This is a genomic window from Flavobacterium pectinovorum (assembly GCF_006438875.1).
In the GTDB taxonomy this organism is placed as follows: domain Bacteria; phylum Bacteroidota; class Bacteroidia; order Flavobacteriales; family Flavobacteriaceae; genus Flavobacterium; species Flavobacterium pectinovorum_A.
This window is the reverse complement of record NZ_RCZH01000007.1, coordinates 319,541-333,984: the sequence shown is the minus strand read 5'-3', so window position 1 is coordinate 333,984 and position 14,444 is coordinate 319,541. Positions and strand designations below refer to the sequence as shown.

Annotated in this window: 12 protein-coding genes; 2 read left to right on the top strand and 10 right to left on the bottom strand. The window is 35.0% G+C overall.

Annotated elements, in window-relative coordinates; genetic code table 11:
• Positions 1-2: 2 nt before the first annotated feature.
• The 4 genes from EAH81_RS12910 to EAH81_RS12895 form a co-directional block, all read right to left on the bottom strand.
• Positions 3-1,238: an NAD(P)/FAD-dependent oxidoreductase gene (locus EAH81_RS12910; RefSeq protein ID WP_140507634.1), complete on the bottom strand. Its 1,236-nt coding sequence runs from the start codon at positions 1,236-1,238 to the stop codon at positions 3-5.
• Positions 1,239-1,312: 74 nt separating this feature from the next.
• Entirely contained in the window at positions 1,313-2,323 is a 1,011-nt protein-coding gene (locus tag EAH81_RS12905) for a 4-hydroxyproline epimerase (RefSeq protein ID WP_140507632.1), read from the bottom strand.
• A gap of 2 nt (positions 2,324-2,325) precedes the next feature.
• A complete protein-coding gene (locus EAH81_RS12900; RefSeq protein WP_140507630.1) occupies positions 2,326-3,909 on the bottom strand; it encodes an aldehyde dehydrogenase (NADP(+)) in 1,584 nt (527 codons plus the stop codon).
• An 81-nt stretch (positions 3,910-3,990) separates the two neighbouring features.
• A complete protein-coding gene (locus EAH81_RS12895; RefSeq protein ID WP_140507628.1) occupies positions 3,991-4,905 on the bottom strand; it encodes a dihydrodipicolinate synthase family protein in 915 nt (304 codons plus the stop codon).
• 177 nt (positions 4,906-5,082) lie between these two features.
• Here EAH81_RS12895 and EAH81_RS12890 point away from each other — a divergent pair, with 177 nt between their 5' ends.
• Entirely contained in the window at positions 5,083-5,928 is an 846-nt protein-coding gene (locus EAH81_RS12890) for an AraC family transcriptional regulator (RefSeq protein WP_140507626.1), read from the top strand.
• Between the two features lie 461 nt (positions 5,929-6,389).
• Here EAH81_RS12890 and EAH81_RS12885 read toward each other — a convergent pair whose 3' ends face one another.
• The 6 genes from EAH81_RS12885 to EAH81_RS12860 form a co-directional block, all read right to left on the bottom strand.
• Positions 6,390-7,436 (bottom strand): endonuclease/exonuclease/phosphatase family protein, encoded by a 1,047-nt coding sequence (locus tag EAH81_RS12885; RefSeq protein WP_170214135.1) that lies wholly within the window; start codon positions 7,434-7,436, stop codon positions 6,390-6,392.
• A gap of 18 nt (positions 7,437-7,454) precedes the next feature.
• Positions 7,455-8,318, bottom strand: a complete 864-nt coding sequence (locus EAH81_RS12880; protein WP_140507624.1) for a rhomboid family protein — start codon at positions 8,316-8,318, stop codon at positions 7,455-7,457.
• 43 nt (positions 8,319-8,361) lie between these two features.
• On the bottom strand, positions 8,362-9,180 hold the full coding sequence (locus tag EAH81_RS12875) for a rhomboid family intramembrane serine protease (protein WP_170214136.1): 819 nt from the start codon (positions 9,178-9,180) through the stop codon (positions 8,362-8,364).
• Positions 9,180-11,099: a DNA mismatch repair endonuclease MutL gene (gene mutL, locus EAH81_RS12870; protein ID WP_140507620.1), complete on the bottom strand. Its 1,920-nt coding sequence runs from the start codon at positions 11,097-11,099 to the stop codon at positions 9,180-9,182. Before mutL ends, EAH81_RS12875 begins: the two co-directional genes overlap by 1 nt.
• Positions 11,100-11,275: 176 nt before the next feature.
• Entirely contained in the window at positions 11,276-11,848 is a 573-nt protein-coding gene (gene ribH / locus EAH81_RS12865) for a 6,7-dimethyl-8-ribityllumazine synthase (protein ID WP_140507617.1), read from the bottom strand.
• A 100-nt stretch (positions 11,849-11,948) separates the two neighbouring features.
• Complete coding sequence (locus tag EAH81_RS12860) at positions 11,949-12,731, bottom strand: tetratricopeptide repeat protein (protein ID WP_121328970.1); 783 nt, start codon at positions 12,729-12,731, stop codon at positions 11,949-11,951.
• 369 nt (positions 12,732-13,100) lie between these two features.
• On the opposite strand from EAH81_RS12860, the gene recF reads away from it, so the two are divergent.
• On the top strand, positions 13,101-14,183 hold the full coding sequence (recF, locus tag EAH81_RS12855; protein ID WP_140507614.1) for a DNA replication/repair protein RecF: 1,083 nt from the start codon (positions 13,101-13,103) through the stop codon (positions 14,181-14,183).
• Positions 14,184-14,444: the final 261 nt, after the last annotated feature.

Here is a 14,444-nt window from a genome sequence, read left to right as displayed (position 1 = left end):
TTTTATAATTGAAACATTTTGGTATCTACAGAGGTCGTTTTTCCCGAAATTAATTCAGTAATTACTTTTCCTGTCGCCGGCGCAAGACTTAAACCCATCATGGCGTGTCCCGTGGCGAAAGTCAAATTTACAACTTTTTTTGATCGCGTAATAATCGGCATTCCGGAAGGTGTGCAAGGTCGGAATCCAAACCAGGTATCTTGTTCTTCGGGCATTCCGATTTTCATTTCGGGATAAAATTCATTTATGCTATTCACAATTCCCTGTAATCTGTTTTTATTGATTTTAGTATCTCCGGTATGCGTAATTTCCATAGTTCCTCCAAAACGAATATCATTATTCATAGGCGTTACGGCAACTTTCCCTTCGCATAAAATAGAAGGTATTGAAGGTTTATGGCTTTTATCTTTTAAGGTAAAACTGTATCCTTTTCCCGGTAAAATTGAAACTGAAATTCCTAATTTTTTCGCTAATGAAGGACTCCAGGAACCTGCTGCCAAAACTACTTCGTCTGTTGCAAATATACCTTTGCTCGTTATTATTTTTGTGATTTTATTATGATCGAAAACAAAATCCTGCACCGTTGTTCCCGAATGAATTTCGACTTTTAATTGTGCCAATTCCTCTTTGATAAATTTCATAAATTTTTGAGGATATAAATGTGCATCACCTGTATAATGTACACCTCCCAAAACTTCCGTTTTTGTGCCACTCTCTAATTTTGCAACGGCTTCTGCCGAAAGATAATCGACTTTCAAACCTAACTTTTCTGCTTCTCTTCCTTCAAGAAACATTTCGTGTCCCACTTTTTCTGTTTTGTATAACATCAAAAGTCCTTTTTCTTCATAGAAAAAAGAATTGTTCTTTTTAGCAAAATCCTGATACAACTCTTTACTTAACAAAGACAAGTCCCGAAGTGCTGGCATTGCTTTTTCTACATGTTTTTCATTTGCATGTTTGTAGAATTGTAATCCCCATTTTATCAAATCAGCATCTAATCTTGGTTTTACGTAAAACGGACTTTGGCTATCAAACATCCATTTCATTCCCTGTGCAATCATTCCGGGTTGCGCTAACGGAATTATATGCGACGGTACAATCATTCCGGCGTTTCCATAAGAACAGCCGTCATCCATCGCCGACTGATCAAAAATGGTCACCTCATATCCTTCTTTAGCAAGATAATAAGCTGAACAAAGCCCTATTATTCCTCCTCCAATTATACTTACTCTTTTCATTTAAACAGAATTAAAAAATTCATTGAAGGAAGTTTTTATATCTCCCTTCAATGAATCTAAATTTTTATAAGTTTTTAAATTACCTGAAAACCATGTGCATACGGATCATCTGATTCATCGATCATGATTGTATTATAACCGTACACTTTTGCCCAGCCTTGAATACTTGGTACAATTGCAGGAATATCTCCAATAGTTGTTTCTTCTTCGACTCTGCCAATAAATTTGCTTCCAATATAACTTTCGTGAATAAAATCTTCACCCAATTTAAGTTTTCCTTTTGCATGTAATTGTGCGATTCTTGCCGAAGTTCCTGTTCCGCAAGGCGAACGATCGATGGCTTTGTCTCCATAAAAAACAGCATTTCTTCCGGATGATGATGGATCTAAAGGTTCACCTGTCCACAACATGTGTGTTACATCACGAATGGTGTCATTTTGCGGATGGATAAAATAATCGGGATATTTCGAATTAATTCTTCTACGGACTTCCTGACTAAACTGAATAATTTTTCCGGCAGTAAAATTCTGAATCCCGGAGAAATTTTCCTGCGGATCTACAATCGCATAATAATTTCCTCCATAGGCAACATCAAAAGTAATTTCGCCCAATTCGGGACAATCAATAGTCAAACCTTCGGCAGCCAGATACGATTTTACATTGGTCAAACGTACCCAGTCTACTTTTCCTGCAGTTTGTTGGTATTCTATATTTACCAAACCTGCAGGAGCTTCCATTTTTATTTTTCCGGGTACTTTTGGTGTTATCAAACCTTCTTCGATTGCTATCGTAATGGTTCCAATTGTTCCGTGACCGCACATTGGCAAACAACCGGAAGTTTCGATAAATAAAATTCCAAAATCATTGACAGGATCACTTGGCGGATATAAAATACTTCCGCTCATCATGTCGTGACCACGAGGTTCAAACATTAATCCTTTGCGAATCCAATCAAATTCTTTTAAAAAATGCTGACGTTTTTCGCTCATATTAGCGCCTGTCAAATTTGGTCCTCCGCCAGCCACAACTCTCACGGGATTTCCGCAAGTATGTGCATCTACACAAAAAAAAGTTTTCTTTGACATTGTTATATCTGAGATTTTGTTTGAATATTATTTAGCGTTCTTAGTATTTGCAACGGATTTTCATTTTGCAATTCAGGAGGTAATAACTCATTTGGCCAGTTTTGATAACTAAATGGTCGCACCCAGCGATTGACAGCGTGAATGCCAACTGCAGTAAATCTTGAATCTGAAGAAGCCGGATAAGGACCTCCGTGAATCATTGACGGACAAACTTCGACTCCTGTAGGCACGCCATTAAAAATCAAACGCCCTACTCTGTTTTGCATCGCCGCAATCAGTTTATTATATTCTTTTAACTCATTTGGTTCTCCGATTATCGTTCCTGTTAATTGTCCGTCCAATTGGTTGAGAATTTTTACTAACTGCTCCTCATTATCACATTGTACCAATATAGAAACTGGTCCAAAAACCTCATGACTTAATGTTTTATTCTCTAAAAAAGTTTTGCCTTCTACAGTAAGAATTTTTTGAACTCCGTAATTTGCAGGAGCTTCACCTTTATATTCTGCAATCTTCGAAACGCCATTTTGAGAAATCATCGTTGCTGCTCCTTCTTCAAAACTATTTTTCATTGATGGGTGCAACATACAAAATGGTTCAACTTTTTCAATGGCTTTTGTCAATTCTTCTGAAAAATTATTTAATTCAGCTCCTTTTACTCCTATTAATAAACCCGGATTGGTACAAAACTGACCTGCACCCATCGTAATTGATCCTGCATAAGCAGTAGCCCATTTTTGACTATTTAATGCTAATGCTTTTGGCAAAAACACTACCGGATTCACGCTTCCCATTTCGGCAAAAACCGGAATTGGTTCTGGGCGTTGTGCAGCAAGATCAAATAAGGCTCTTCCGGCACGAATGCTTCCTGTAAAACCAACTGCTTTTACCAACGGATGTTGAACCAAACTGGCTCCAAGTGTTGTGCCGCCTCCAACAAGATTAGAGAAAACTCCTTCGGGCATATTTGTTTTTTGTGCCGCTTTAATAATTGCCGTAGCAACCATTTCGCCCGTACCCACATGCATCGAGTGACTTTTTACAATCACAGGACAACCCGCAGCCAAAGCTGAAGCGGTATCTCCTCCTGCTGTTGAAAACGCAAACGGAAAATTACTTGATCCAAAAACCACAACGGGACCTAATGGCACCATCATTTTGCGTAAATCTTCTTTTGGAGCAGGAACTCTGTCTGTTATTGCAGTATCAATTGCAGCCTGAACCCAGCTTCCTTCGGTAAGCATTTGAGCAAACGAACGCAATTGACCAACCATTCTGCCGCGTTCACCCTCTGCCCGACCGATTGGAAACCCGGATTCACTGCAATACTGAACTAACAAATTATCTCCTAAAGCTAAAACTTCATCGGCAATAGCATTTAAAAAATTGGCTTTTTCAAGACCGGAACAATTTTTATAAGTTCCAAATGCCTGATTGGCCAACGTAACAGCTTCTTCTATTTCTTCTTGAGTTGCTTCCGTAAAAACCCAAGGATTTTCTATATCTAACTGCGGATTAAAGGTTTTGAATGTTTTTTCTCCGGCAGCTTTAAGTTTGCTCCCCACGTAATTTTTTCCTGTAATCATATTTCTTTTTTTATTTTTAGAATAAATACTTTACAATTCTTAAAAGATGAAGTTTGTAAAACCAATTGTAACTCCTAACGACTATAGATTTTTATAATCCGGCAATTCCGGTCTCGTTTCTAATGATCTGGCGATGATTCCTAAAACGTGTTCTCTCTCAGCTCCACGAAGCGGTAATCTTGGCGCACGAACATTTTCTGTTCCAATACCTGTTGCTACTTCTGCAAGCTTGATATTCTGAACTAAAAAAGCATTAATATCTAATTCTAATAAAGGTAAAAACCATCTGTATATTTTCAAAGCTTCATCAATTCGACCCGCTTTTGCCAATTTGTAAATCGCAACAGTTTCTCTAGGAAAAGCGTCTACTAAACCTGAAACCCATCCGTGAGATCCCATCAATAAACTTTCTAAAGCCAATGTATCTACTCCTGATAATATTTTTAAACGATCTCCAAAACGGTTGATCATTCTTGTTACATTAGAGATATCTCTGGTTGATTCTTTTACTGCCTGAATATTATCGAATTTCAAAATTTCTTCGAACATATCCAGTGTAACTTCTATTTTATAATCGATTGGGTTGTTGTAAACCATGATTGGAAGCGATGTGTTTTTAGCCACTTCAGAGAAAAAAACAACTGTCTCATAATCCGAAGCTTTATAGCGCATTGGAGGCAACATCATCAAACCTTTTGCTCCATCTTTTTCTGCTTTATTAGCCGCCAAAATTGCTCCGCGGGTAGTTTGTTCGGCAATATTCATTATTACAGGCACCTGATTGTTAACCATGCTAACCGTACCTGTTACTAACTCTCTTTTCTCTTCTTCTAACAGTGTGCTGGCTTCTCCTAAAGTACCTCCAAGAATAATTCCTTCTACACCTGCGTCTAATTGTGCTTTTAAATTTACCTCAAACATTCTGAAGTCTAACTTATCATCTGCAGTAAATTTTGTAGTTACTGCCGGCATTACGCCTTTCCATTGAATACTCATAATATTGATTTTAATTGGAACCAAAATTATTTATATTGAACAAAGCAGAAGGCTAATAAATTACCTTAAAACAATACTATATTACCTTATACAGGCCGTTTATGTAAAAAACTAACTAATATATTGCTATTTTTTTGCATAAATAAAATATATTTGAAGTAACTAACTAACCCAACCATGAAAGTTTTTCCATTTAAAATCCCTAAATCGGGAGAAGATCCCCTTATATATCAAGAAGATAGAGAAATTGTTTTCTATGACAAGCTTCATCAACATGAAGAGATTCAAATTAGTTTTATCGAAAAAGGCGAAGGTGCAGTTTTTGCCGGCGACACTATATCGCACTACAATCAAGGCGATATATTGGTGATTGGCAGCAATTTACCTCATGTTTTCAGGAGTGAAATACGCGAAAATGAACCCTCAATAATGCTTACCTTATTTTTTACAACATCTTCATTTGGCAAAGATTTTTTTAATCTGAATACGTTCAAAAACATTCATCCTTTTTTAGAAAGCAGCAAAAACGGCTTTATAATTCATAATGCTCCAAAAAAAATAACCAAGTCTTTTAAAAAGTTAAATAAAGCCGACAATTATCAGCGCTTTATTTTGTTTCTGGAAATCATGAAATGGCTTTCAAACAACGATAAAGAACTCTTGTCGAATCATTTATACGATAAGAAAATTACGGATAATGAAGGAAAACGCATGCAGACGGTTTTTGAACATGTGATGACTAACTTTAGCAAAAACATAAATCTAGACGAAATTGCCTCAATTGCCAATATGACCAAAAATGCTTTTTGCCGGTATTTTAAAGTCCGGACCAACAAGTCTTTTTTCCAGTTTTTAATCGAAGTGAGAATTGAGCATGCATCAAAACTATTGGCAAACAACAGCGAACTGTCCGTTCTGGAAATCGCCGAATTATGTGGTTTTAATAACATCTCCAATTTCAACAGAAAGTTTAAAGAGTTAAAACAAACTTCTCCATTGCAGTATAGAAAGCTAAACTTGTAGACTGTGTGTTTTTTTACCGCAAAGTGCGCAAAGTTTTTTTATATACAAGCTTTTTATAAAACACAAAGTTCGCAAAGCTAGATCAATACATCCGAAGCTTCGGGATTATGAAGTTTGTGTTTTATATGCGTAAAGTAAAAGTAAACCTTAGCGCACTCCTATGTTTGCCCACAGATTAGAAGATTAAAAATGATTTTTTGCCACAAATTTCACAAATTATCACAAATTAATTCGTGCTGATTCGTGAAATTCGCGGCTGATAAACTTTGCGAATCTTTGCAGTTAGAATAGTGTTTTTTTACCGCAAAGTGCGCAAAGTTTTTTATATACAAGCTTTTTGCAAAACACAAAGTTCGCAAAGCTTTGTGTTGATCTAACTTTGCGAACTTTGTGTTTTATATGCGTAAAATAAAAGTAAATCTTAGCGCACTTTGCGGTAAAAAAACCTTTGTGGTAAAAAACTATTCTATAGAAAGCCTTGTCATTATCGGATAATGATCTGAGTTTTCAAAATCAGGAAAACTTTCGAATTGTTTTACTTTCATTTTACTGTCTGTAAAAATATAATCAATTCGGGCGGGATAGTATTTGAATTTATATGTGGCTCCAAAGCCTTCTCCAGCTTCTTCAAAAGCGTCTTTTAGCTTGCCTTTTATACTTCGATAAACGTATGAAAACGGACTATTATTCATGTCTCCACAAATAATAATCGGATTTTTACATTCTTTAATATTTTCTTTAAAGATCTGGGCCTGTTCTTGTTGTTGTCTGAATCCTTTACTGATTCTGGTATAAATCAATTGCGATTTTTCCTGATTTACATTGTCTATATTATTCGAAATATCACTAACATCAGGCGAAATCTTAATCGATTGCAGGTGCATGTTATAAACCCTGATAATATCTTTTCCGCGCTTTATATCAGCATAAATGACATTATTATCAGAATTCGGAAAAATAATATTTCCTTCATATAAAATTGGGAACTTCGAGAAGATTGCCTGACCGGTTTTAATTTTATTTCCTTCTATAAAAATATAACGATGCGGATATACTTTTAAATCAATATGTGCCGAATTCGAATACTCCTGAATACATAAAATATCCGGATCTTTCTCGTCTATAAAAGTTTTTATATTTGAAGGAATATCGTCTCGATCCAACCATTTAAAAACATTAAAAAGACGCACATTATAACTCATTACAGAAAAATCCTTTTCGTCCTGAACATATTCTTTAGCCGAGAATTTATAAAATTTACTGATAAAGGTAATTCCGGTCAATAATACCAAACCTGATAAAATAAGACGCTTTTTAAACTGAATCGCCCAATAAACGAAGAACAATCCGTTCAGGACAAAAAAAGCTGGCATAAACAGCGTAAGCACCGATAAAAGCGGAAAGCTTTTAGGTGCTAAGAATGGTAAAATATAGATACTAAATGTTAGAACAGTCAGCACTATATTCAAAAAGAACATTATTTTATTAAACCACGAAAGGTTTTTCATATTTGTTTGCTAAAAGGATTATTTTCCAGCTTTAAATAAAAACTCTTTTTCTTCTTTTGTCAGACAATCATAACCGGACTGGCTAATCTTGTCTAAAATTTCGTCGATTTGCTGTTGCGTTTTGTCTTTCGTAACAATTCTTGACGTCACTTTTTCTGTAGGTTTTTTGTAATTCTTATGAACTTTTGTGAATGGGGTCGATGGGGATTTTTTGAATAGATTGGTAAAGAAATCAATTGTTTTAGAAATAATGATACTCAAATCTGTTCCGTTTTGAAGTAATTTAATGTAAATAAATCCAAAAATTGCTCCGGCTAAATGTGAGATATGCCCGCCGGTATTGTCTAAACGAAACTGCATTAAATCTAAAATCAAAATTACAGCTGTAATGTGCCATAATTTTACGTTTCCTATAAGTAACAAACGCACATTCATTAACGGCTGATAGGTTGTAGTAGCGACCAAAATTGCCATGATAGCAGCAGAAGCACCAACGATAGAAGCCGAAAAATTTAAAAAGTAAAAACTCAAGGCAAAAGCAACTCCGGAGAAAATAGCACTTAAAATGTATAATCCTAAATATTGCTTTTGTGTAAAGAAGGTCAAAAATAATTGACTGGCAAAGTTCAAAACCATCATATTAAATAACAAATGCAAAAATCCGTCATGAAAGAAGGCATACGTTAAAAAAGTCCAGGGTCTAAACAGGAAAACTTCGGGATCTGACGACAATGCCAACCAACTTGGAAAAGTAAATTGACCAATAGAAAATTGGTAGAAAAACACTAACGAAATCAAGAAACAAGCAATGTTCCAGTAAATGACACGCATTGCGATTCCCCCTAATTTATATTGTAATTTCAGATCGTCCAGAATATTCATAAAAGCTTTCTTTAGTTTTTATTTTTTATATTAAAGTTAAAAATTAATTCCAACGATTTTGATTAAACTGATTTTTTTTCCAATACAACATCATCAAATACCCAGTTAGTGCGCCACCAATATGAGCAAAATGCGCTATTCCAGTACCACCGCTTCCAAATAAAGAACTTCCTTTAAATCCTAAAAATAAATCGACAGCTAAAATACCCGGAACAAAATACTTTGCTTTAATTGGAATAGGTATAAACATTATACCCAACTCAGCATTTGGAAACATAAACGCAAAAGCAGTAAGTAATCCATAAATTGCACCTGAAGCTCCAACAACAGTTCCCTGAGAAATTGCTGCTGCTTCCGTTAAAATGCCAAATTGCTCCTGATTACAGTGCGCTCTATCTAAAACAGCCTTAATAGGACCTTCAATCATATGCCCGCTTGCATCAAATAAAGATTTATAATCCATATTTAAAACCAAATGCAAGTCAGCCTTTGAAAGCCCCAAAGTTGAAACTGAATCTAAAAGAGAATGTATTTGAATATAATTTATCCCTGTATGAAGTAATGCCGCTCCTAAACCACAAGATATATAAAAAAATAGAAACTTTTTACCACCCCAAAAATGCTCCAAAGCTGATCCGAAAGAATACAAAGCGAACATATTAAACAAAATATGCATGTAACCACCATGCATAAACATATGTGTAAGTAATTGCCAAAATTGAAAACTTTGATCCTCTGGATAATAAAGCGCAAAAATACGGAAGGCAGGATTATAGGACGAAAAATTACCCAATGCCATCGTTCCTATAAAAAAGAGAACATTTATAATTATTAACTGTTTAACAGTTTCTGTTATTTTCATCATAAGGCAAACTTTTTATCTATATCTTCAACACGCATGGTGATGAATGTAGGTTTTTGAAAAGGTGAAATATTTGGGTCTTTACAGGCAAACAAACCATTTACCAAATTATCTTGTTCTTTTTCGGTTAAATAAGATCCGGTTTTAACCGCTAAACTTTTTGCCATAGATTTCGCAATTGTATCATTCTGACTGTAACTGCTGGCTGGAATTCCGTCTTGCAAATCTGTCAATAATTGCTCGATTACAAGAGAAACTTCACTTTCTGTGATATTTACCGGAATTCCGGAAATAACAATATGATCCGTTTTTGCTTCTTCAAAAACAAAACCCGTTGTTTCTAATGAAGGCTTTAATTCTTCGATTAATGTCATTTCATCTGAAGAATAAAACAAATCTAAAGGAAACAATAATTGCTGGCTTGATGCTTGATTAACAGTCATATTCAACAAAAATTGTTCATATAAAATACGTTGATGTGCCCGTTGCTGATCGACAATAACCATTCCTGATTTTATTGGCGAAACTATATATTTTTTATGAATTTGGTAGGTTCCCTGACTCGCTTGTTCTATCTCATTATCATTAAATAATGATGATGTTACTTCTTCGTTTTCAAATGTAAAAGGCGAACTTTCGATACTTTCAGTTTCCAAACCTACATACAAACTTTCCCAACTTGCGGTTGGTTCTACTCGTTTGGAATATCCTCCTGAATATGAATTTGATCCGGAACTATAGCTTGCACCAGAACTTGATCCTGAACCAGATCCCGAACTTGCTTTCGAATAATGCTGATTTGTTTTATCATCCGTAAACGGATTAAAAGTTCCATCAACCTGAATCGTTGGTGTTTCAGCTTCTAAATCTTTATAATGATAGGGTGTATCCAAATTTGCATCGCGATCAAAATCCAAAACCGGCGCTACATTAAACTGTCCTAAACTATGTTTAATCGAAGCTCTTAGAATAGCGTACAAAGCCTGTTCATCATCAAACTTAATTTCTGTTTTGGTCGGATGAATATTAATATCAATCGTGTTTGGCGGAACTTGCAAATACAGGAAATAACTGGGTTGTGAACCGTCTTTCAAAAGTCCGTCGTAAGCTGCCATTACTGCGTGATGCAAATAACCACTTTTTATGAAACGATCGTTTACAAAAAAGAATTGCTCTCCTCTGTTTTTCTTGGCAAATTCAGGTTTACAAACAAATCCCTGAACATTTATAATCTCGGTATCTTCATTAACGGGAACCAATTTTTCGTTGGTTTTACCGGACATTATCCCAACAATTCGCTGACGATAACCTGCCGCGGGCAAATTATACATTTCGCTTCCGTTATGGTAGAATGTAAAGTGAATATTAGGGTGTGCCAATGCTACACGCTGAAACTCATCCATTACATGACGAAATTCAACGGTATCTGATTTTAAGAAATTACGACGAGCGGGAATATTAAAAAACAAATTTTTAACCGCAAACGAAGTTCCTTTTGGTAAAACTGCGACTTCTTGCGAAACAAATTTACTGCCTTCTATTATAATATGGGTACCAAGTTCATCCTGATCTTGTTTGGTTTTCATTTCCATGTGGGCAATTGCCGCAATAGAAGCCAAAGCCTCTCCACGAAACCCTTTGGTATGAAGAGAGAATAAATCTTCTGCCTGACGTATTTTTGAAGTTGCATGACGCTCAAAACACAAACGAGCATCTGTAACGTTCATTCCCATACCATTATCAATCACCTGAACCAATGATTTTCCAGCGTCTTTAATAATCAATTTAATATCAGTTGCTTTTGCATCAACAGCATTTTCCAATAGCTCTTTTACAACTGAAGCAGGTCTTTGGACCACTTCTCCGGCAGCAATTTGATTAGCAACGTGATCAGGAAGTAATTGAATTATACTCGACATTTAAAATTTTAGATTGTAGATTAACGATTTAAGATTTTTGATTTAAAATCTAAACCAAGGTGTACAAATTTAATGAATTTCTGTTGGCTTTTAGAATAAGTCTTGTCATAAAAAAAACAAAAAACCTGTACTATTTTACACAGCACAGGTTTTTAATATTTTAGAAGAAAAATATTTTATTCTTTTTCAATCGTTATTGGCTTGTCTTCTATCTGAAGCGCGCCTGAAGACAATAATGGTTGATGAAACGGATGTGACATTGAAGCTTGCTGACGAATATATGCCATTTTTATTGCTGCAATTGCCGCTTCAGTTCCTTTATTTCCGTGAACTCCTCCACTTCTGTCAATCGATTGCTGCATGTTATTGTCTGTTAAAACACAAAAAATAACCGGAATATCAGTCTGAACATTCAAATCTTTAATTCCCTGCGTTACACCTTCACACACAAAATCAAAATGTTTGGTTTGTCCCTGGATTACACATCCAATTACAATAACCGCATCTACATTTTGCGTCTGTAACATTTTCTTTGCACCATAAATCAGCTCAAAACTCCCAGGAACATTCCAACGGATAATTTGCTGTTGTGGCACATCACAATCAATTAACGCATCAAAAGCACCATTGTAAAGCCCTTCTGTTATGGTTTCGTTCCACTCAGAAACAACAATCCCAAATCGAAAGTCTTTCGCATTTGGGATCGTGTTTTTATCGTATTCTGATAAATTTTTATTTTCAGTAGCCATCTTTAATATTTAAGATTTTAATCCCGACAGGTATCGGTAATAGATTTTCGAATGTAAAAATACAAATCTAAAATCTAAAATCTGAACTCTATAAATAAAATTATTGCGCTAATCCAATCAATACATCAACAGAAGCTGCTTCTGGAGTTGCATCGTAGTTTTCTTTAATATCTGTTAAGTACTTAATAGCATCTTCTTTTTGACCTAAAGCCAAAGCTGTTTTACCTGCTTTTAATAAGAAACGAGGTGTTGTGAAATCATTTTTGTTAGATTCAGCAGCTTTCACATAATAGTCTAAAGCTTCTTTTTGTTGGTTCTTTTGAGAATAAGCATCTCCAATCGCACCAATTGCCAAAGCTCCAACGATAGCTTCTTTTGACTTAAATTCCCCTAAGTATTTAATAGCGTCATCATATTTACCAATGTTCAAAGAAGCAATACCTGCATAGTAGTTTGCTAAATTTCCTGCATCAGTTCCAGAATATTCGTCAGCAATTTTAACGAATCCGAATTTACCTTCAGAACCATTCAAAGCTAATTTATATAATGAATCGCTTGCTACACCATTTGTCGCTTTTTCAAAATTTTGTTGCGCAACAAACATTTCGCTTGCAGCTTCATTTTGTTTTGGAGCTTCAATAAATTTTTGGTAAGCCAAGTATCCAATTGTAGCAACTGCAATACCAGCAACTAAACCAATAATGATTTTTTGATTTTTAGCAACCCAATCCTCAGTTCTTGAAGCAGTTTCATCTAATTTTGAGAACACACCGGCTGTTGTACTATCCTTCTCGTCAATGATTACTTGTTGTTCTTCTGTAACAACATCTTTAACTTCCTTTTCTTTTGGTGTTTTATATCCTCTTTTATTATAAGTAGCCATTTCAATTTAATTTAGTGAACGGCAAAAATAAAATTTTTATTGAAACTAAAGCAAAAAAAAGCAAATTTATATCCATTTTAAAAAAATAATTCACTAAACAGTACCATCTTTAGTGTTTAAGGGAAAATAATTCATCTTGCAACGCCCTAAAAGTCTATTATATCAATAATTTTCAATAATTTGCACCCTTAAATTTTTACTGTTCAAAACAGGGCTTTTCGGGAGCTGCGAGCATAATTTTCGCCACAGATTCTCACAGATTCTCACAGATTAGAAATATTTTTCAAGAGAAATCCTTTAAAAATCATTCAATCTGAAGCGAAGTCCTATTTATAAACACCCGATTTTACCCTTAGAGTTTCCAAAAAAATGCATTTAAATAAAATTTCTTTATTCAATTATAAAAATTTCTCCGAAGTCAGTTTTGATTTTGACCGCAAGATCAATTGCTTTGTGGGCAAAAACGGCATTGGAAAAACCAATGTGCTTGATGCAATTTATCATTTGGCTTACGGAAAAAGTTATTTTAATCCGCTGGCGGTTCAGAATATTAAACACGGAGAAGAGTTTTTTGTAATTGATGCCGAATTAGAAAAAAATGACAGAATAGAACAAATCGTTTGCAGTTTAAAAAAAGGACAAAAGAAAATCTTAAAAAGAAACGGAAAAGCTTACGATAAATTTTCAGATCATATTGGATTTATTCCGCTTGTGATTATTTCTCCCGCAGATCGTGATTTAATTGTTGAAGGAAGCGAAACACGCCGTAAATTTATGGACAGTGTGATTTCACAATTGGACTCTACTTATTTACACCAGCTTATTCAGTATCAAAAAGTGATTGTGCAGCGAAATGCATTATTGAAGTATTTTGCCCTGAATCATGTTTTTGACAATGATACTTTATCTATATATAATGAGCAGCTGAATAGTTTTGGGCAATCTATTTTTGAGAAACGAAAAGATTTCCTGGAACAGTTTATACCTATATTTAATGTACATCATCAAACCATAACAGGATCTGAAGAAACGGTGCAATTGGTCTATGAAAGTAATTTATACGAAAAAGATTTACTGACGCTTTTGCGAGAGCATATCAATAAAGATCGCGCGCTTCAATACACAAGTGTCGGAATTCATAAAGACGATTTGTCATTTGAGATTGATTCGCATCCGATAAAGAAATTTGGCTCTCAAGGTCAGCAGAAATCTTTTTTGATTGCCTTGAAATTAGCTCAATTCGAATTTCTGAAGAAACAAAGCGGCGTAAAACCGTTGTTATTATTTGATGATATTTTTGATAAATTAGACGAAAGTCGCGTTGCCAAAATAATCGAAATGGTTAATAGCGAAACTTTTGGTCAGCTTTTTATTTCGGACACACATCCGGAACGTACCGAAGCGATTGTGAAATCGACACATCAGAGTTATAAGATGTTTAATTTGGGGTAGTTATTTTGCCACAAATTTCACGAATTTCCCCGAATTTACTTTGTTTGAAATATTAGCCACAGATTTTACGGATTAAACGGATTTTATGTTTTTAGAATGCTTTGAAGCAAAGTAAACTCAATATTGTCATTCCGAGGAACGAGGAATCTCCGTAAGTAGCTCGACAAAGATTGGCGATTTTGCCTGAGGAGTTTCTTGCGGAGATTCCTCGTTCCTCGGAATGACAAAAATGCGAGTATTCGCTTTAAATGAGAAATTCGT

Coding starts and splice junctions, on each gene's coding strand:
- EAH81_RS12910 (WP_140507634.1), bottom strand. CDS start 1,238: ATGAAAAGAGTAAGTATAATTGGAGGAGGAATAATAGGGCTTTGTTCA.
- EAH81_RS12905 (WP_140507632.1), bottom strand. CDS start 2,323: ATGTCAAAGAAAACTTTTTTTTGTGTAGATGCACATACTTGCGGAAAT.
- EAH81_RS12900 (WP_140507630.1), bottom strand. CDS start 3,909: ATGATTACAGGAAAAAATTACGTGGGGAGCAAACTTAAAGCTGCCGGA.
- EAH81_RS12895 (WP_140507628.1), bottom strand. CDS start 4,905: ATGAGTATTCAATGGAAAGGCGTAATGCCGGCAGTAACTACAAAATTT.
- EAH81_RS12890 (WP_140507626.1), top strand. CDS start 5,083: ATGAAAGTTTTTCCATTTAAAATCCCTAAATCGGGAGAAGATCCCCTT.
- EAH81_RS12885 (WP_170214135.1), bottom strand. CDS start 7,436: ATGAAAAACCTTTCGTGGTTTAATAAAATAATGTTCTTTTTGAATATA.
- EAH81_RS12880 (WP_140507624.1), bottom strand. CDS start 8,318: ATGAATATTCTGGACGATCTGAAATTACAATATAAATTAGGGGGAATC.
- EAH81_RS12875 (WP_170214136.1), bottom strand. CDS start 9,180: ATGAAAATAACAGAAACTGTTAAACAGTTAATAATTATAAATGTTCTC.
- mutL (WP_140507620.1), bottom strand. CDS start 11,099: ATGTCGAGTATAATTCAATTACTTCCTGATCACGTTGCTAATCAAATT.
- ribH (WP_140507617.1), bottom strand. CDS start 11,848: ATGGCTACTGAAAATAAAAATTTATCAGAATACGATAAAAACACGATC.
- EAH81_RS12860 (WP_121328970.1), bottom strand. CDS start 12,731: ATGGCTACTTATAATAAAAGAGGATATAAAACACCAAAAGAAAAGGAA.
- recF (WP_140507614.1), top strand. CDS start 13,101: ATGCATTTAAATAAAATTTCTTTATTCAATTATAAAAATTTCTCCGAA.